The sequence below is a fragment of the Halosimplex amylolyticum genome, assembly GCF_051414035.1.
Taxonomy (GTDB): Archaea; Halobacteriota; Halobacteria; order Halobacteriales; family Haloarculaceae; genus Halosimplex; species Halosimplex amylolyticum.
Genome location: NZ_JBLKNW010000001.1, coordinates 984,880 through 1,003,533 on the forward strand (window position 1 = coordinate 984,880; position 18,654 = coordinate 1,003,533).

Here is an 18,654-nt window from a genome sequence, read left to right on the forward strand (position 1 = left end):
GCGGGGCCGGACGTATTAATCGCTCGATGATTCGGACCGCTGCGCGCCGGCGTCGTCGAGGGTTCCGAAGTCGCCGTCGGCGAGCGGCTCGCTGTCCCAGTACTCGTGGTCGTCGACGGCCCGGAAGCAGGCGACCTGTGACTCCGCGCCGGCCTCCGCCATCCCGGGCGCCTCGCGCTTGCAGACCTCGCGGGCCTCGGGACAGCGGGTGTGGAACCGACACCCCGACGGCGGGTCGAGCGGGTCGGGCACGTCTATCTCGCGCAGCGGCGGTTGCTCGACGTTGGACTCCTCGGGGTCGAGGTTGGCCGTCGCCCACCGCAGCACCTTCGTGTATGGGTGTTTCGGGTCTTCGAGCACCTCGTCGGCCGGTCCGACCTCGACGAGTTCGCCCAGGTACATGATGCCGATGCGTCCGCCGGTCTTCTTCGCGAGGTAGCGGGCGTTCGAGAGGTTGTGGCTGATGAAGAGGAACGAGGTGTCGAACTGGTCCTGGAGGTCGAGCATGAGGTCCATCATGTCCACCCGCAGGGACACGTCCAGCGCGCTGACGGCCTCGTCGGCGAGGATCAGGTCCGGATTCATCAGCAACGCGCGGATGAGCGCGACGCGCTGTTTCTCCCCACCTGACAGCTGATGGGGGTAGCGGTTGGCGTAATCGTCGGCCGGCTTCATGCCGACGCGCTCGAGCATCCCGAAGATGCGCGCCTCGCGGTCCTGCATGCTCATCCCGGATTCCCAGATCTTGAGCGGACGTTCGAGCGTCGACTGGACCGTCTTGTGCGGCGTGAGCGCGCTCCCGGGGTCCTGGTGGATGATCTGCAGCGAGCGGCGGATCTCGTCCCACTGGATTTCGACGTCGGCGCCGCCGTCGTTGGCCTCCCAGATGTCCTGGCCGCGATAGGCGACGGTGCCGCCAGTCGCTCGTTGCGCGCCGATGGCTGCCTTGCCAAGCGTCGTCTTCCCGCAGCCGGATTCGCCGACCAGCGCGACCACGTCGTTCTCGTAGATGTCGAGCGAGACGCCGTCGACGGCCTGGACGACGCCCGGCTCCTCGCGAAGACCCTCGATGAAGCCCTGCTCCTCCTCGAAGTGGACCTCCACGTCGTCGAGCGTGAGCACCGGCGAGTCGCCCGTCCGGTCGACGGTGACCGACGTGTCGCCGGTGGTCGGGTCGTCGCCGGTCAGGTACTCGTTGATGCTGAGCGGTATCTCCGACTCCACGTCGTCGGCGTAGTGACAGGCCGAGCTGTGACCGGGTTCGACCTCGACGAGCGGCGGGTCCTCGGTCTGGCAGTCCACGTCGGCCATCGAGCACCGCGGCGCGTAGGAACAACCCTCGGGTACGGCGACGGGGTCGGGCGCCTCCCCTTCGATGGGGCGCATGGCGTCGACCGGCGTGTCGAGGTTAGGCGTCGCGTTGATCAGCTGGCGCGTGTAGGGGTGTTTCGAGTCGGTGATCACGTCGTTCGATGCGGCCACCTCGACCATCTCGAAGGCGTACATCACGCCGATGCGGTCGGCGAGTTCGCTCACCAGCTCCAGGTCGTGGGAGATGAAGACCATCGTCAGGTCGTACTCCTCCTGGAGCGTGTCCAGCAGGGCGATGATCGACCGCTGCATCAGGAGATCCAGCGCAGCCGTCGGCTCGTCCATCACGAGCACGTCCGGTTCGAGGATGAGCGAGAGGGCGATCAGCGCGCGCTGTTGCATCCCCCCGCTCAGTTCGTGCGGGAACGAGCCGAGGACGCGCTCGGGGTCGAGATAGAGGTCCTCGAGGAGCTGCCGGGCGCGGGCCATCCCCTCGTCCATGTCCTCGTCGTGTGCTTCGATGGTCTCGCGGAACTGCGCACCGATCCGCATGGTGGGATCGAAGGAGCTCATCGCCCCCTGGAACACCATCGATATCTTCTCCCAGCGCAGGCGACGCAGTTCCTCGTCGCTCAGGTCGAGCACGTCGACCGACTGCCCGTTCTCGGGGTTGTAGGTGATCTCGCCGGTGAGCCGTCCCGGCTCGACGACGGCGTCGAGGAGCGCGGACGCGAACATCGACTTGCCCGAGCCGGACTCCCCGACGACGCCGAGGATCTCGCCCCGCTCGATGTCCATGCTCACGTCGTCGAGCACGCGCGACGTGCCACGCGACATGTCGAACGTGACGCTCGCCCCGTCGACCTCGAGGATCGGGTCCGTCACGGCGTCGGACGACTCCTCGTACGATTGGGCCATCAGTCACCACACCCCGTCGTGCCACTCGCGGCTCTCCGGCGACCGAACTGAACTGTACCGACCATGTGACCAATACACTATCTTCCGGTATAATTGTGTTACGCCTCTCGTTCGCGTGTGGGGGCGCGCGAACTCAGAGGCAGAAGCGGTTCGAATCCGTCGTCAGTTCGTCACCCACTGGTCCTCGCGGGCGTGGGCGAAGATCGCGTCCTCGTCGAGCGTGACGCCGAGCCCGGGATCCTCGGGGACGGGCGCGCGGCCGTCAGCGAAGAGCGACTCCTCGACGAGGTCCCCCCACCACGGGACGCCGACGGCGTGGAACTCGAGGCCCAGCAGGTCCTCGACGGCAGCCGCGGCGTGAACGCTCGCCGCGAAGCCGACGGGCGAGCCGGCGAAGTGGAGGTTCGCGGGCATCCCGTGTTGGTTCGCGAACGTACAGATCCGTTTCGTCTCGCGGATCCCGCCCGCTGTCAACAGGTCCGGGCCGACCACGTCGACGGCTCCGGACTCGATCAGCGGGCGGAACCCGTCGACGGTGTACAGGTCCTCGCCGGTGATCGTCGGCGTCGCGACGGCGTCGGTCACTCGCGACCACCCGCTCACGTCGTCGTCGGGCACTACGTCTTCGACGACTGCCAGGTCGTACCCGTCGAGGCGCTCGGCGAAGCGAACGGCGTCGGAGACGGGAAACCGCGAGAGCTCGTAGCAGTCGAACCCGACGTCGGTGTCGGCGGAAACGGCCTCCCGGATCGAAGCGGTGACCTCCTCGACGTAGTCGAGACCCGCTTTCGTGACGTTGCCGTCGCGGACGCCCGCCTCGCCGGTGACGTGTTCCAGCGCAGACGGCATCAGGTCGAACTTGAGGAAGTCGAAGCCCTCGGCCTCCCGCTGTGCGGCGTGGTCGGCGTATCCCTCCGGGGTGTAGTCGTTGGCGTCCAGCGCGTAGTCGGTCGCGGAGTCGGCGACCGGTTCGCCCGCTCGACAGTCGCAGTAGACGCGCACGTCGTCTCGGTACTTCCCTCCGAGCAGTTTCCAGACCGGTTCGCCGACCGACTTCCCGTACGCGTCCCACAGCGCCATCTCGACCCCGCTGACGCCGCCGCCCGCGCGCCCCCAGCCGCCGTAGCGTCTGATGGCCTCGAACCGTTCTGCGACGTTGGTCGGGTCCTCGCCCACGAGCTCGGGTTCGAGCGCGAGCGCCAGGTCTAGCGGGTCGTCGACGTAGAACGTCTCCGCGGGGTCGAACTGTCCGCGACCGTGGTCGCGCACCTCCCCGTAGCCGGTGACGCCTTCGTCGGTCTCGACGCGAACGAGCGGCCAGTCGAAGTTCCCCTCGACGAGGACGGCACTAATGCCGGTGATCTCCATCTGGTATCACTTCCAGCGGAAGATCACCAGGAGGACCTAAATCTCTTTGCGTCTCTGGCCGCCGTGCCGGGAGTCAGATCTCCTCGACTGTCTCGCGAAGGCGCTCGTGGGCGGCTTCGAGGCGGGCCTGCGTGCGCTCGTCGCCCTGGTCGCCGACGGGAGGCCGACAGTAGGCGGAGTCGATCACGCCGCGCTCACGCATGACCCATTTGGCGTGTGGGACGCCGCGTATCTCGTTGAGGAAGGCGAGCAGCGCCGCGTGCAGATCGACGGCGCGCTCGCGGTCGCCGCTCCGGTGTGCGCCGTCGATCGCGACGTAGAGTTCCGGGTAGATGGCGATAGGCATCACACCGACCGCACCGCGGTCGTAGGCGTCGATCACATCGAAGCCCCAGTTGCCGACGAGGATCGACACGTCGTCGCCGGTTTCGTCGTCGAGGTCGGAGATGTACGGCCCCGGCGGGTCGAGTTCGACCTTGAAGTAGCGGACGTTCGGCACCTCGCGGTTGAGGGCGGCGAAGCGCTCAGGCTCGACGTCGACGTTGCGCGGCGTGTGCTGGACCATCACCGGGACCGACACGGCCTCGCCGATCCGGCGGACGTGGTCGAGAACCTCTTCGGCCGTGCCACGTCGACGCGGCGGAAAGACCATCACGCAGTCGGCACCGAGCGCGTCGTAGGTCTCGGCGTGCTCGACGGCGACGCGGGTCGCGCCGTGAGTCACGGAGAGGACGCTCGCGATCCCGGCCGCGCCGCACGCGTCGACGACGGTCTCGGCGACGGTGAGGCGCTCGTCGTCGGACAGTTTGAAGAACTCGCTCGCGATCCCGAACATCGTCGCGGCTTCGCAGCCAGCGTCGGCGATGGTGTGGATCTCGTTCCGGAGGCTCTCGTGGTCGACAGCGCCGTCCGCGGTGAACGGCGTGGCTACGATGGGACAGTTCCCGGGCGCGGCTGGCATCATGAGTGGGCTACCGCAACGACTATACCAATAATATTTAAATTTTGGGCCGAAGAGTGGACGGTCGGGGGTCAGTCGTCGGCGACGACCTCGCTGGCGTCGTCCTGCGGGTGGTAGTCGAAGCCGCAGCGGGCCTCGACGAGGGAGAAGTAGTTCTCGCGGTTGTTCGAGACGAGGTTCGCGTCGACCGGGTTGTCCGTCAGCGGTTCCGTCGCCGCCTTGCGGATCCCCCGTCGGCAGTCGTCTGGCGAGAGCCAGATCGCGCGGGCGAACTGCGCGACCTTTCCGCCCTCGGCCTGTCGCTCGCGGAGTTCCTCCCGCGAGAGGAGCCAGCCGATCCGGAGGTTGACCACGTCGATGTCGTTCTCGTCGGCGTGGTAGGTGCCCAGGGCCTCGCCGGTGATCTTCGACACGCCGTAGAACGAGTCGGGCCGAAACGGGTCGTCGGCACTGATGGGATCGGGATCGTCCGGGAGCGACTCGACGTCGTGTCTCCCGCCGTAGAGGTGGCTCTGGTGGACGTGATTGGTCGAGGCGAAGACGACCCGTTCGACGCCCGATTCGAGGGCGGCGGCGTAGACGTTGTAGGTCCCTTCGACGTTCGGGCCCAGCAGGTCGTCCCAGTCGGCGCCGGGGCTGGGATTAGCCGCGAGGTGGACGACGACGTCGTGGCCGTCGACGACGTCGGCGACTGCCGCTCGGTCTTCTATCTCGACGACTGTGCTCTCGATGTCGTCGTGCTCTCGATGCGTCACGGGCGTCACGTCGTGATCGTCGAACGCCCGTATCGCCTCGCGCCCGACGCTCCCGGCCGCACCGGTCACTGCGATGTTCATACCCATGACTCAGGAGTCGCTCGCAAAAAACTTCTGGGCGCGATCGTGAACCCGGTGCGCTCCGGTGGCCGTCGACCGCTCGAACGGTGTCCCATCGCTCGTCTCGACTTTCAGGAAGAGCCAACGCGGCGGTCCCCCGAGCAGCCCGTAGTCTGCTCTCTCTACCATTACATGAACGCTCCTCTCACTCACCGGTTCTGGATTCGCTCCGGAGAAACGTCTCTTCTCTTCTGCCACTCGATTTCTACCAAAATACATATAGTGATGCTGTTCTTATATTATTCCAATTGGATAAATTGTCAGGTACCAGGTCTCGTCGGTGGTGAGTTGCGATATATTCGGAATAGAGGTATCCAATAGCTGATATTGGTCTCTGTCCCGGTGAGGGTGTATCGGTCAGACGAACTATGCGTTGAGCTTGGCATTAAACGTCGAATTATACATCAATGCGGGCGTAGCTGCGGGTTTTGTCGACGTAATGAATCCCGGGAACACAATTCGTTACAACATATCAACCCTGATCTGATTCGCTGTATCTATCAGTAATCCTTGAATATTGTTCTTGACGTCGATCCCGGCGGCGCGCTCTGCGGGAATGACGACTTCGATGGCGGCGACGGGTTCGTCGGAGGGGGAGAGAACGGGCGTCGCGATCGATACCCACTCCGGTGCGTCGGGGAGCGTCTCCTCGAGTAGCTGTCGCTCGCGAAGGGTTTCGAGCTGGGGGAGGAGGTCGTCGCCCCCGTCGCCGAGCAGATCCGATCGGCGCTCGGGCGGTCGATGCGCCAGGATCGCCTTCCCCGGCGGACTCTCGGTGAGGCGTTCCGTGTCGCCGTGGGCCCTCGGATACCCGTCACGGTCGTCGGCGAGCGAGGTGTGGACGCAGGTACAGGTGTCGTTTCGCGTGCTCCAGAGGTTCGTCGACGCGTCGAGCGAGCGGGCGAGTTCGTCGATTCGCTCGGTCTGATCGAGGACAACCCCCGATCCGCCCCTCGCGAGTCCGTAGTCCGTGAGCTTCGGCCCGATCACGTAAACCCCGTCGCGGTTGCTGACCGCGTCGATGGCGTCGAGTGTCCGGAGGTGCTTGTAGACGCCCGCGCGGGACAACCCGGTTGCCCCGGAGATCTCTGCGGCGGACGCCCCGTCGTGCCCGTGGATCACGTCGAGGATCTCAAACGCGGTCTCCGTGGCCGCGATCCGATCACCCTGTGTCATAGCCCCACGAACGGGAGACGCGCCAATAAGTATACTGTTAGTACACACGGGGCGCGTGACAGTGGTGACGGCCCATTTCGTCCCCCTCGGAAAACGCGTAGTCGGTCGGGGCCGTTACCACTCGGCGATGCTACCGTCGTCGTAGCGGCGGATCGGCGTGCGCCAGTCACTGCCCTGTCCGGCGTGTTCGCGGATCCCGTCCTCGTCGACCTCGATGCCGAGCCCGGGTTCGTCGGAAAGGGAAACGTATCCGTTCTCACTCTGGATAGTTCCGACGTTTTCGACGTAGGCATCGACGTAGCGTTCGCCGAGCGAGGGCTGCTGGACGGCGTTCGAGAGGTGATGACTGAGCTGGGTGCTCGCCGCGTAGGCGATCGGGCCGACTGAACAGCTCATCATCAGTTGCGCGCCGTAGGTCTCCGCCATCGACGCGATGTTCTTGATCTCCGTGATCCCGCCCGCGTGGGAGATGTCCGGCTGGGCGATGTCGAGCCGTCCAGACTCGAGATGGGGCGCGAACTCCCAGCGCGAGTAGAGGCGCTCGCCGAAACCGAGGGGTACGTCGTGGGACCCCTTCGGGTCTAACATCCGGAGGTGCTCCGGCCGGACCGGTTCCTCGACGAACATCGGGTCGAACTCGGCGAGTCGCGAGAGCAGGCGCGGAGCCATCGTCGCAGAGATGTGTCCGTGCAGATCGATCCCGATGTCGACGTCGCGGCCGGCGGCCTCGCGAGCGATCCGCATCGTCTCACAGATCGCGTCGATGTCGGCGGTCGATTCGATCGACGAGGTCTGATAGGCCGTCAGGAGCTTGAGCGTGGTGTACCCCTCCTCGACCGCGTCGGCGGTCAGCTTTGCCACTTCCTCGCGGTCCTCCGAGACGATCTTCTTGTAAACCTGTACCCGCTCGCGGGTCCGCCCACCGAGCAAGTCGTACACCGGCTCTCCGGAGTACCGGCCCTTGATGTCCCACAGCGCCTGGTCGATGCCGGCGATGGCGCTCATCAGGACGGGACCGCCGCGGTAGAACCCGCCGCGGTACATCCGCTGCCAGTGGTCCTCTATCCGGCTCGAGTCCTCGCCGAGGAGATAGCCCTCCATCAGTTCCTCGACGGCCGTCTTGACGGTCTCGGCCCGCCCTTCCAGAATCGGTTCGCCCCACCCGACGGTCCCGTCCGCGGTTTCGATCTTCAGAAAGAGCCACCGCGGGGGGACTTTGAAGAGCTCGTAGTCGACGATCTGGGCCATGTCTCACACACTATCCCCGACCGTGTTAAGGGTTATCAGCGGCGTGTCGGGCGTCGGAACTGTACCGGTACCCGCTCTTTCGGAGGGAGTAGACGCGGAGAGCTGCCGGCAGATACCAAGCGGTCGTCGGACTCGTCACCGTCTACGGGGGCGTCGGCGACATGCGGGAGTGCTTCGAGTAGGCAATCGAAGCCTTCGACGGCGCGTTCGAGACGCGCGGTACCGATCTTTATCGGGCTTTCATTCCAGAAGTCATTCGACATCCGAACGCGGATACGACCCTCGACCCGATCACGTTCGGTAGCGACTTCGCGAGCAGTCGTGGTCGGGTCCGCGGGAAGTCCCAATTCGGATCGCGGGAAGTCCCAATTCGGATCGCGGGAAGTCCCTGTTCAGTCCGCGGAGAACTCCTGCTTGGTCCGAGACGGGCACCCGATCAGGCGACGACCGACGTGTAGACGAAAAACGGGACGACGAACAGCGCGAGGAACATGACCAGCAGGATCAGTCCGTAACTGGCGAGCGTGCCGACTGCAGTTATCCACGCCGGGTGGTCGAACCGGTCGAACGCGTTCATACAGAGCCTTCGGCTACCCGGAACTTAGGGATTCGGTCGACGGAAAACGGCCGCGGTCGCGGAGAACGACGCGTGAGGACCGAGGTGGACCGAGTGCGTCTACGCGAACGTCCGCGAGATGTCTTCGTCGTCTTCCTCCGCCTGGATCTTGTCCCAGGCTTCGAGGAAGTCCTGCATGCGGACCTCGGTCCGGTCGTCGCGGATGGCGAACATCCCGGCCTCGGTGCAGACCGCCTTGACGTCCGCGCCCGAGGCCTCGCCGGTGAGGTCGGCGAGCTTCTCGAAGTCGAGTTCCTCGTCGAGGTTCATGTTGCGCGTGTGGATCCGGAAGATCTGCTCGCGGCCCTCGACGTCCGGCTTGGGGACTTCGATGAGGCGGTCGAAGCGGCCGGGGCGGAGGATGGCGCGGTCGAGCATGTCGAAGCGGTTGGTGGCGGCGATGATGCGGATCTCGCCGCGGTCCTCGAAGCCGTCCATCTCCGAGAGCAGCTGCATCATCGTCCGCTGGACCTCGGCGTCGCCGGAGGTCTTCGAGTCGGTCCGCTTGGCCGCGATTGCGTCTATCTCGTCGATGAACAGGACCGACGGCTCGTGCTGGCGGGCGAGTTCGAACAGGTCGCGGACGAGCTTGGCGCCCTCGCCGATGAACTTGTGAACGAGCTCGGAGCCGGCCATCTTGATGAACGTCGCGTCGGTCTGGTTGGCGACGGCCTTGGCGAGCATCGTCTTCCCGGTGCCGGGCGGGCCGTGCAGGAGCACGCCGCTCGGCGGGTCGATGCCGACTTCCTCGAACATGCCGGGGTTCTGCAGGGGCATCTCGACCGTCTCGCGGACCTCTTCGAGCTGGTCCTCGATGCCGCCGATGTCCTGGTAGGTCACGTCGGGCGACTGGTCGACTTCCATCACGCGGGCGCGGACGTCCGTCTCGTCTTCGAGGCTCTTGACGATCGAGAGGGAGTTGTTGACGGCGACGCGGGAGTCCGGTTCGAGGTCGTCGCGCATCTCCTCGGTGACCTCGGTGATGGCCTCCTGGTTGTTGCCGTGCTGTTTGATGATGACGCCGTCGTCGGTGAGTTCCTGCACCGTGGCGACGAACAGCGGCGACTGCTTGAGCTTCTTGTTCTCGTGGGTCAGTCGCTCCAGCTTCTGCTGGTACTTGTTGTTCTCGGCGTTCGCGTCGAGGAGCTTGTCGCGCATCTCCTCGTTCTGGGATTCGAGGACCTCGAGACGCTCTTCGAGCGCCTCGATCTTGTCCTGCTGGGAGGCGTCGTCGTCGTACGGCAGGTCCACCTCGTCCACGGTGTCGGTCATTACACCCCTGCTAGCGGATGAGATAATAAGAGGTTTCGGGTCGTTCGGGTTGCTTGCCGTTCCGACACGTCACGGGCCGCACGCGCGCTGTCTCCCGATCGGCTCCCGAAGCCTGAGTTATACGTTACCATTGCCCACTGCGGTTCTGGTCCCGCGACCGGGCCGTCGTCGTTCTTGCCGGTAGATTCTCTGAGGTAATAATTTGAAACGGGAAATATTATTAGGCTGTATCCAGAAGCCGAAGGTGAGATGAGTACGCCCGAGTCTGCGGAGCCCGAATCGCCGGCAGCGGACGGCTGGGACGCCGTTCGCGACCTGCCCCCCAGCGCGAAGCTGGTCGCGAAGACCCTGGAGTACAACGACGCACTGACCCAGAGTCAGCTCGCCGAAGAGACCCTCCTCCCGCCGCGGACCGTCCGCTACGCCCTCAACCGTCTCGAGGACGTCGACGTCGTCAGTTCTCGGTTCTCCTTCGCCGACGCGCGAAAGCGCATCTACACGCTCGACATCGAGTGATCGACGCCGGCGTCGAGTGAGCGGCGCTCACTTCGAACTAGATCGGACACGACTGAGCGGCGTTCGCCTCTAACCGGCTCGGACGCGACCGTTTTCGAGCGCGACCCTCTGTCCACACGGTAGCCCGACCGTACCGCGCAGGAACACTTTCACCGCGCTCGCGACACCTCTTTAGGCGGGGGTTTCGTAGCCGGTGACAGATGACGCGCGTGATACACACCGGGGACACCCACCTCGGCTACCGGCAGTATCACCGGCCGGAGCGCAAGCGGGACTACCTGGACGCGTTCCGGCAGGTGGTCGACGACGCGGTGGCCGACGACGTCGACGCGGTCGTCCACGCCGGCGACCTCTTCCACGACCGGCGGCCGACCCTCGAGGACATCATGGGGACGCTCTCGGTCCTGCGGGTCCTCGACGACGCCGACGTGCCCTTCCTGGCGATCGTCGGCAATCACGAGGCCAAACGCGAAGGGCAGTGGCTCGACCTCTTCGAGTCGCTCGGTCTCGCGACTCGCCTCGGGCCCGAACCGGTCGCGGTCGGGGACACCGCCTTCTACGGCCTCGACTTCGTCCCGCGCTCGCGGCGCGAGGACTTCGAGATGGACTGTGACCCCCACGACTGCGACCACGCCGCGCTGGTCACCCACGGCCTGTTCGAACCCTTCGACTTCGGCGAGTGGGACCCGCGTGAGATCTTCGAGGCGGCCGACCTCGAGTTCGACGCGCTCCTCCTGGGGGACAACCACCACCCCGACACCGCGGAGGTCGACGACACCTGGGTCACTTACTGCGGGTCGACCGAACGGACGAGCGCCGCCGAGCGCGCGGAACGCGGGTACAACCTCGTCACCTTCGACGGCGACGTGGACGTCCGCCGCCGCGGCCTCGACACCCGCGAGTTCGTCTTCGTCGACGTCGAACTCGGCGAGGGCGAAGGGGCCGAACGCGTCCGCCAGCGCGTCGGCGAGTACGACGTCGCGGACGCCGTGGTCGTCGTCACCATCGACGGCGAGGGCGAACCGATCACCCCCGCGACGGTCGAGGAGTTCGCACTCGACCAGGGGGCGCTGGTCGCTCGGGTCACGGACCGTCGCAAGACGCCAGAGGAGACCGAGCGCGAGGTGTCCTTCGCCGACCCGGACGACGCCGTCCGCGACCGCGTCCGCGAACTCGGACTGAGCAGCGCGGCCCGGTCGCTCGACGAGACCGTCCGCGCGAGCAAGATCGCCGACTCGAACGTCGCCGAGGAGGTCGAATCGCAGGTCGCAGACCTCGTGGACACGGGCGACGCTGCGGCCTTCGCCTCGGTCGATCCGGAGACCGACGAGGAGGCCCAGTCCGAGACAGGGACAGAAGCGACGGTAGACGGCGGGACCGACGGGGTCGACGCAGCGCCCGGCGCCGATTCCGACACTGATTCCGACGACGATCCCGTCCCGGAGGACCCAGAGGACCAGGCAACGATGGGTGAGTACCAGTGAGGTTCGAGCGCGTCAGGCTCTCGAACTTCAAGTGTTACGACGACGCGGACCTGCGGCTCGACCGCGGCGTGACGGTCATCCACGGTCTCAACGGCAGCGGCAAGTCGTCGCTGCTAGAGGCGTGTTTCTTCGCCCTCTACGGGTCGAAGGGGCTCGACAACAATCTCGGCGACGTGGTCACCATCGGCGCGGACGACACCGAGGTCGAACTCTGGTTCGCACACGGGGGCAAGTCCTATCACGTCGAACGGCGCGTCCGCGCGACGGGCGACCAGCCGACGACCGCGAAGTGCGTCCTCGAAGCGCCCGACGCGACCGTCGAGGGCGCCCGCGACGTCCGCGCGTACGTCCAGGAACTCCTCCGGATGGACGCCGAGGCGTTCGTCAACTGCGCGTACGTCCGCCAGGGCGAGGTGAACAAACTCATCAACGCCTCGCCGAGCCAGCGCCAGGACATGCTCGACTCGCTGTTGCAACTCGGCAAGCTCGAGGACTACCGCGAGCGCGCCAGCGACGCCCGCGTCGGCGTCGGCCGCGTCCGCGACGACAAGCGCGGCGCGCTCTCGCAACTGGACGAGCAGATCGAGACCAAGGAGGACAAGGAGCTCCACGCCCGGCTCAACGACCTCCGGACCGAGCACGAGGAGGTCTCCGGCGAGATAGACCGATTCGACGAACAGCGGGAGAAGGCCGTCGAGACGCGCGATCGGGCCGTCGAGATCCTGGAGAGCTACGAGGAGAAACGCGAGGAACTCGCGGCCCTCGAATCCGACGTCGAGGACCTGCGCGAACAGATATCGGAGACCGAGCGCGACCGCGAGGAACTGGCCGACGAGATCGGCGAGCGCCGCGAGACTCGCACAGCGCGCCGCGAGGAACTCGGGAGCCTGCTCCCCGAGACGGACCTCGACGGCGACGCCGAGGACCCGCCGAATGCGGAGGCAGTCGACCAGCGCCTCGACGCGCTGGGGGACCGCGAGGACGAGCTCCGGGAGGAGCTCAACGACGTCACGTCGGCGGTCACCGAGTACTCGACGACGGCCGAGAACCTCCGCGAGACCGCCGACGACCTCGACGCGCAGGCCGAAGACAAGCGCGAACAGGCCGACGACCTCGAATCTGACGTGGCCGAGACGAGGGAGGCGCTCGCCGACCGCCGCGAGAAGATCGACGAACTCGGCGAGCGCATCGAGACGCTCGAAGCCGAGTTCGACGACGCCCCGGTCGAGTTCGGCGCCGCTGATTCGTTCCGCGAGGAGGTCGCCGACGAACTCAGCGAGGTCCGCGAGACGGTCGCGGGCCTCGAATCCGACGTCGAGAATCAGCGCGAGACCATCGAGGAGGCCGAGGCGCTGCTCGACGCCGGCAAGTGCCCGGAGTGTGGGCAGGACGTGGACGGCTCGCCGCACGTCGAGACCATCGACGACGATCGCGAGCGCCTGGCCGAACTGGAGGCCGAACTCGAATCCGCGCACGAGCGACAGTCAGATCTCGAAGACCGGCTCGACAGCGCGGAGGAACTCGCGGAGATCGAGTCCGAGGTGCAGGAGTGTCGGACCAACCGCTCGAACGTCGAGCAGCTCGTCGAGCAGCGGGAGGCGACCGTCGAGGAGAAAGTCGAGCAGGCGGAGCGACTCCGCGAGGAGGCCGACGAGCACGAATCCGAGGCCGCAGACAAGCGGGAGGCGGCCGGTGAACACGAGGACGAAGCTGACGAATCGCGCGAGCGGGTCGGGGAGATCAACGGCGAACTCGCGACGATCCGCGAGGACCGGGAGCGGCTGGAACGCGTCGAGGACCTGCTCGACGCGATCGCGGACGCCACCGACGCTATCGAGCGTCTACGCGAGCGCCGCGACCACCTCGAAGAGACCAACGACGAGCGCCGGGAGCGTCTCGTCGAGAAACGGGAACGACGCTCGAACCTGCAAGAGGAGTTCGACGAGGGCCGCATCGAGCAGGCCCGCGAGCAGCGCGAGACCGCTTCCGACTACGTCGAGAAAGCCGACGCGAAGCTCGAATCCCTGCGCGAGCGCCGCGACGAGTTACAGAGCGCGATCGGCGGCGTCGAGAACGAGATCGAGGAACTCGAGACCCTGCGCGAGCGCCGCGAGGCCCTCGCCGAGCGCGTCGAGTGGCTCGACTCGCTCTACGAGGAGACCGAGCAGCTCCAGCGGATGTACGGCGACCTCCGCGCGGAGCTCCGCCAGCGCAACGTCGAGAGCCTCCAGGCCATGCTCAACGAGATCTTCGATCTCGTCTACCAGAACGACTCCTACGCCCGAATCGAGCTCTCGGGCGACTACGAGCTCACCGTCTACCAGAAGGACGGCGAGCCGCTCGACCCCGAACAGCTCTCCGGCGGCGAGCGCGCGCTGTTCAACCTGAGTCTCCGCTGTGCCATCTACCGCCTGCTCGCCGAGGGGATCGAGGGCGCCGCGCCCATGCCGCCGCTCATCCTCGACGAACCCACCGTCTTCCTCGACTCCGGCCACGTCTCGCAACTGGTCGAACTCGTCGAGGCGATGCGGGAGTACGGCGTCGAGCAGATCCTCGTCGTCAGCCACGACGAGGAACTCGTCGGCGCCGCCGACGACCTCGTCCGCGTCGAGAAAGACTCGACGACGAACCGCTCGACGGTCGTCCGCGAGGAACCCGAGGACCGACTCCTCGAAGTCGTCGGCGCAGACGACTGAGTCTCGAACTATCGTCTTAACGGTCGCCTGCGCGCTCGTCGGCGTCGACGAGCGTCGACAGGCCCGCACTGCCCCGTTCGGTCGTTTCGTAGCCCCTGACGCCCGCCACGTCGGTCTCGGCGACCAGGCCGGCGGCGCGAAACTCGCTCAACAGCCCGTGCAGGTCGCTCTCGCAGAGGTCGACGGCGCCCATGAGCGTCCGCACGTCGACGGGACTGCGGGCGTCGATTTCGAGTAAGAGTCCGAGCGACCGATCGTCGTGGACAGCGCCGACGACGGCACGGACGGGTGCCGCGACCGCCCGGCTGGTCGTCTCCAGCGGCGATTCACCCTCGACGGGCTCCAGCCGATCGTTTCCGACGTGGCGCTCCTCGCCGGTCTGGGGGTCGCGGACGAGCGAGGACTCGCTCGACTCCTTCAGCAAGAGGTAGTGTCGCCCGGACTCGTCGCGGACCGTTCGCATGTGCGACCGTAGCCGACTCGGGGGGTTAGCCGTTGCGGTCGTCGAACCCGTCCGCGGCGCTCGACGGCGGAACCGATCGGCGGCGTCGAACCGGCCGACGCCACGCCCGGTCACTCGGGGCGGTCCCGGTACTGCCGGTACTGGGAGACGCCGTAGGCGAACGCGAGGACGCCGAGGACGAACATGGGCCCGCCGGTCGCCCAGTCGCCCCTGAAGAAGACGAACATGGGCCCGACCGCCATCGCGAGGAAGGCGACGTCGAAGACGAGGACGAGCCGCCAGAAGGTGGCTCTGAGCTCCGGGTCGACGTCCACGTCGGTCGACTCCGCGGGGTCCGGGACCGAGGGGACGTCGACCTCCGGGACGTCGGGCCCGAGCGACGGCTCGAAGCGCTCGGGATTGCCCAGCAGGCCGTCGTCGTCCTCGTCCGCGTCGCCTGACACACGCGGCGCTTACCCGCTGGCGGCAAAAAGGGTTCCCACTCGGTCCGGCCGGGCCACTCGGGGACGAGCCGGTCGGGCCGCTCAGGTCATCTGCCCGAGCGCGAGCGCGTCGTCGGCTTCGACCCACGCGAGGGGGTTCTCGACGTCGAAGAGGACCACGCCGTCGTCGACCTCGTAGGCGTCTGTGGCCGCGACGCCGACCGTGTCGGCCGGCGCCGCCCGCACGTCCGCCGTCGGCTCGCTGTCGCCACTGTCCAGCACGTCGCGGCGCGTCGTGTGGTCCGTCATGGCTTCGTGCCGGGGTTTGTGACACCGTGACAAGTATCTTCTGCCTGCAGCGACGTTGCGCGGCCGCCCCGAGGACGACCAGCCAGACCGCGGTTATTTTAGTCGGTGGCTGCCAAGCGAGACCATCATGGAGCAAACGGAGTTCGGGGACTTCGGGGCCGGCGACGACCGGCCCGCCGAGGAAGCCGCCCACGTCGCCGGCGACGACGGCGGCGAGGTCGCGACGGTGGTCGACGCCGACTCGGCCCGGTTCCCCGAGGCCGAGGGCACGGTCACCATAACGGTCACGCAGGTCGACTACACCGTCGAGTACGGCGGCGACGAGGAGTTCCCGGTCGTCCACGTCTTCGGGCGAACCGACGGCGGCGACGGTCAGCCGGAACTCGAACACGTCGAGGTCTACGACTTCGAGCCGTACTTCTACGCGCCGATCGACGACGTCGACGACGAACGCATCGCGCAGTACGACGGCCTGATCGACTACCGCGAGACCGATCCCGAGGGCGAACCCTTCGAGTCTATCCGTGGCGAGCGACTCGCGAAGATCATCGGCCGCACGCCGCGCGACGTCGGTCAGGTCCGCGACGAGTTCGACCACTACGAGGCGGACATCCTCTTCCCCAACCGCCTGCTCATCGACAAGGACATCGAGAGCGGCGTCCGGGTCCCCGAGCGTCGGACCGAGGACGGCACCCTCCGGATCCCCCATCAGGAGGTCGAGGCCGTCGACGCCAACGCCACTCCCCGGGTGAACACCTTCGACATCGAGGTCGACGACCGCAACGGGTTCCCCGAGGAGGGCGAGGAGACCATCGTCTGTCTCACTTCCCACGACTCCTATCGCGACGAGTACGTCAACTGGCTGTACAACTCCCCGGACGGCGTCGACGGCCCCGCCGCCCTCGAAGCGTACGACCCGATCGAGAGCGACATCGACGCCGACGTGCGCGTGTTCGACGACGAGGCCGAGATGCTCGACGCCTTCATCGAATACATCGAGGAGACCGACCCCGACATCCTCACGGGCTGGAACTTCGCCGACTTCGACGCGCCGTACTTCCTGGACCGCGTCGAGGAACTGGCAGGTCCGGGTCACGATTACGACCTCGACATCGACCGGCTCTCCCGGGTGAACGAGGTCTGGCGCTCGGACTGGAACGGCCCGGACATCAAGGGGCGGGTCGTCTTCGACCTCCTGCGGGCGTACAAGGCGACGCAGTTCAGCGAACTCGAGTCCTATCGCCTGGACGCCGTCGGCGAGGTCGAACTGGGCGTCGGCAAGGAACGCTACCCCGGCGACATCGGCGACCTGTGGGAAGACGACCCCGAGCGTCTGCTCGAATACAACCTCCGCGACGTGGAGCTGTGCGTCGAACTCGACCGCAAGCAGGACATCATCGCCTTCTGGGACGAGGCGCGCAAGCTCGTCGGCTGTAAGATCGAGGACGCCCCGACCGCGGGCGACGCCGTCGACATGTACGTCCTCCACAAGGCCTACGGCGAGTTCGCGCTCCCCTCGAAGGGCCAGCAGGAGGCGACCGACGAGTTCGAAGGCGGCGCCGTCTTCGATCCCATCACCGGCGTCCGCGAGAACGTGTCGGTGCTGGACCTGAAGTCGCTCTACCCGATGTCGATGACGACCATCAACGCCTCTCCCGAGACCAAAGTGAACCCCGAGACGTTCGACGGCCAGACCTACCGCACGCCCACGGGCGTCCACTTCCGGAAGGAACCCGACGGCATCATCCGGGAGATGGTCGACGAACTCCTCGAAGAGCGCGAGGAGAAGAAGGCCCTGCGCAACGACAACGACCCCGGATCGGAGGACTACGAGCGGTTCGACCGCCAGCAGGCCGCGGTGAAGGTCATCATGAACTCGCTGTACGGGGTGTTCGGCTGGGACCGCTTCCGGCTCTACGACCGGGAGATGAGCGCCGGCGTCACCTCGACCAATCGCGAGGTCATCAGCTTCACGGCCGAGGCGTCGAGCGAGCTCGGGTACGAGGTAACCTACGGGGACACGGACTCAGTCATGCTCGAACTCGGCGACCTCGACACGGACGCCGCCATCGAGAAGTCCTTCGAGATAGAGGAGCACATCAACGATCGCTACGACGAGTTCGCGCGCGAAGAACTCAACGCCGACTCCCATCGGTTCCAGATCGAGTTCGAGAAGCTCTACCGGCGGTTCTTCCAGGCGGGCAAGAAGAAGCGCTACGCCGGCCACATCGTCTGGAAGGAGGGCAAGGACGTCGACGACATCGACATCACGGGCTTCGAGTACCAGCGCTCGGACATCGCGCCGATCACGAAGGAAGTGCAGTTGCAGGTCATCGAGATGATCGTCCACGGCGAGGACCTGGCGGACGTCAAAGACTACGTCCACGACGTCATCGAGGACTACCAGGCCGGGAACGTCAGTCTCGACGACGTGGGTATTCCAGGTGGGATCGGGAAGAAACTCGACAACTACGACACCGACACTGCACAGGTCCGCGGCGCGAAGTACGCCAACCTCCTCCTGGGGACGAACTTCGCCAGCGGCTCCAAGCCCAAGCGGCTCTACCTCGACACGGTCCACCCCGACTTCTTCCAGCGGGTGGAGGAGGAACTCGACCTCGACCCGGCCGAGGACCCGCTGTACGGCGAGTTCAAGCGCGAGGTGGCAGCCGGTGACGGGGTCATCTGCTTCGACTACGCGGACCAGGTCCCCGAGGAGTTCGAGGTCGACTGGGACAAGATGCTTGACAAGACACTGAAAGGCCCCATCGCGCGCGTCCTCGAAGCGCTCGACATCTCCTGGGAGGAGGTCAAGAGCGGCCAGGAACAGACCGGGTTAGAGAGCTTCATGTGAGCGGGCGGAATCTGGTCCAGACCCATGTCACCCGGCTGAAACCGGGCCCCGATACTCGGACAGAACCAGGTCCCGACGCCGTCGGTTGATTTTCGCCCTTTCGATCCAGCCGACGCGCAGATGTTCCCCATTCCCAAACTTCGCTTTCCGTTTTGCAAAAGACGC

Annotated in this window: 16 protein-coding genes; 4 read left to right on the forward strand and 12 right to left on the reverse strand. The window is 66.3% G+C overall.

The genetic code is table 11. The features are described 5' to 3' along the window. Positions 1–15: 15 nt before the first annotated feature. From ACMGFE_RS04680 to pan1, 9 genes are all read right to left on the reverse strand, one after another. Positions 16–2,229, reverse strand: coding sequence for a dipeptide ABC transporter ATP-binding protein (locus ACMGFE_RS04680; RefSeq protein WP_436923923.1), 2,214 nt, complete (start codon positions 2,227–2,229; stop codon positions 16–18). 162 nt (positions 2,230–2,391) lie between these two features. Further along, positions 2,392–3,597 (reverse strand): mandelate racemase/muconate lactonizing enzyme family protein, encoded by a 1,206-nt coding sequence (locus tag ACMGFE_RS04685; protein ID WP_436923924.1) that lies wholly within the window; start codon positions 3,595–3,597, stop codon positions 2,392–2,394. A gap of 73 nt (positions 3,598–3,670) precedes the next feature. Beyond that, positions 3,671–4,558 (reverse strand): dihydrodipicolinate synthase family protein, encoded by an 888-nt coding sequence (locus tag ACMGFE_RS04690; protein WP_436923925.1) that lies wholly within the window; start codon positions 4,556–4,558, stop codon positions 3,671–3,673. A 71-nt stretch (positions 4,559–4,629) separates the two neighbouring features. Next, on the reverse strand, positions 4,630–5,394 hold the full coding sequence (locus ACMGFE_RS04695) for an NAD-dependent epimerase/dehydratase family protein (protein WP_436923926.1): 765 nt from the start codon (positions 5,392–5,394) through the stop codon (positions 4,630–4,632). A 9-nt stretch (positions 5,395–5,403) separates the two neighbouring features. Further along, on the reverse strand, positions 5,404–5,562 hold the full coding sequence (locus ACMGFE_RS04700) for a hypothetical protein (RefSeq protein ID WP_436923927.1): 159 nt from the start codon (positions 5,560–5,562) through the stop codon (positions 5,404–5,406). 333 nt (positions 5,563–5,895) lie between these two features. Then, positions 5,896–6,609, reverse strand: a complete 714-nt coding sequence (locus ACMGFE_RS04705; RefSeq protein ID WP_436923928.1) for an IclR family transcriptional regulator domain-containing protein — start codon at positions 6,607–6,609, stop codon at positions 5,896–5,898. 114 nt (positions 6,610–6,723) lie between these two features. Then, positions 6,724–7,857 carry a galactonate dehydratase gene (dgoD, locus tag ACMGFE_RS04710; protein ID WP_436923929.1) on the reverse strand — a complete coding sequence of 378 codons (1,134 nt, stop codon included), beginning with the start codon at positions 7,855–7,857 and terminating at the stop codon, positions 6,724–6,726. A 436-nt stretch (positions 7,858–8,293) separates the two neighbouring features. Then, the gene (locus ACMGFE_RS04715) at positions 8,294–8,434 is read right to left on the reverse strand and encodes a hypothetical protein (protein WP_436923930.1); all 141 of its coding nucleotides are present in this window, start codon (positions 8,432–8,434) and stop codon (positions 8,294–8,296) included. A gap of 99 nt (positions 8,435–8,533) precedes the next feature. After that, positions 8,534–9,745: a proteasome-activating nucleotidase Pan1 gene (pan1, locus tag ACMGFE_RS04720; protein ID WP_436923931.1), complete on the reverse strand. Its 1,212-nt coding sequence runs from the start codon at positions 9,743–9,745 to the stop codon at positions 8,534–8,536. A gap of 249 nt (positions 9,746–9,994) precedes the next feature. Here pan1 and ACMGFE_RS04725 point away from each other — a divergent pair, with 249 nt between their 5' ends. The 3 genes from ACMGFE_RS04725 (at position 9,995) to rad50 (ending at position 14,441) form a co-directional block, all read left to right on the forward strand. Next, positions 9,995–10,261 carry a MarR family transcriptional regulator gene (locus tag ACMGFE_RS04725; protein ID WP_274323523.1) on the forward strand — a complete coding sequence of 89 codons (267 nt, stop codon included), beginning with the start codon at positions 9,995–9,997 and terminating at the stop codon, positions 10,259–10,261. A gap of 200 nt (positions 10,262–10,461) precedes the next feature. Continuing rightward, complete coding sequence (gene mre11, locus ACMGFE_RS04730) at positions 10,462–11,745, forward strand: DNA double-strand break repair protein Mre11 (protein WP_436923932.1); 1,284 nt, start codon at positions 10,462–10,464, stop codon at positions 11,743–11,745. Continuing rightward, complete coding sequence (rad50, locus tag ACMGFE_RS04735; RefSeq protein ID WP_436923933.1) at positions 11,742–14,441, forward strand: DNA double-strand break repair ATPase Rad50; 2,700 nt, start codon at positions 11,742–11,744, stop codon at positions 14,439–14,441. The genes mre11 and rad50 overlap by 4 nt, the downstream gene beginning before the upstream one ends. Positions 14,442–14,457: 16 nt before the next feature. Here the strand turns inward: rad50 and ACMGFE_RS04740 are convergent, their stop codons facing one another. From ACMGFE_RS04740 to ACMGFE_RS04750, 3 genes are all read right to left on the reverse strand, one after another. Further along, positions 14,458–14,904, reverse strand: coding sequence for a DUF7346 family protein (locus ACMGFE_RS04740; RefSeq protein WP_436923934.1), 447 nt, complete (start codon positions 14,902–14,904; stop codon positions 14,458–14,460). A 110-nt stretch (positions 14,905–15,014) separates the two neighbouring features. Next, the gene (locus ACMGFE_RS04745; protein WP_436923935.1) at positions 15,015–15,347 is read right to left on the reverse strand and encodes a DUF7322 domain-containing protein; all 333 of its coding nucleotides are present in this window, start codon (positions 15,345–15,347) and stop codon (positions 15,015–15,017) included. An 81-nt stretch (positions 15,348–15,428) separates the two neighbouring features. Continuing rightward, positions 15,429–15,635: a DUF7331 family protein gene (locus ACMGFE_RS04750; protein WP_436923936.1), complete on the reverse strand. Its 207-nt coding sequence runs from the start codon at positions 15,633–15,635 to the stop codon at positions 15,429–15,431. Positions 15,636–15,762: 127 nt separating this feature from the next. Here ACMGFE_RS04750 and ACMGFE_RS04755 point away from each other — a divergent pair, with 127 nt between their 5' ends. Next, positions 15,763–18,489: a DNA-directed DNA polymerase gene (locus ACMGFE_RS04755; RefSeq protein WP_436923937.1), complete on the forward strand. Its 2,727-nt coding sequence runs from the start codon at positions 15,763–15,765 to the stop codon at positions 18,487–18,489. Positions 18,490–18,654 lie beyond the last annotated feature (165 nt).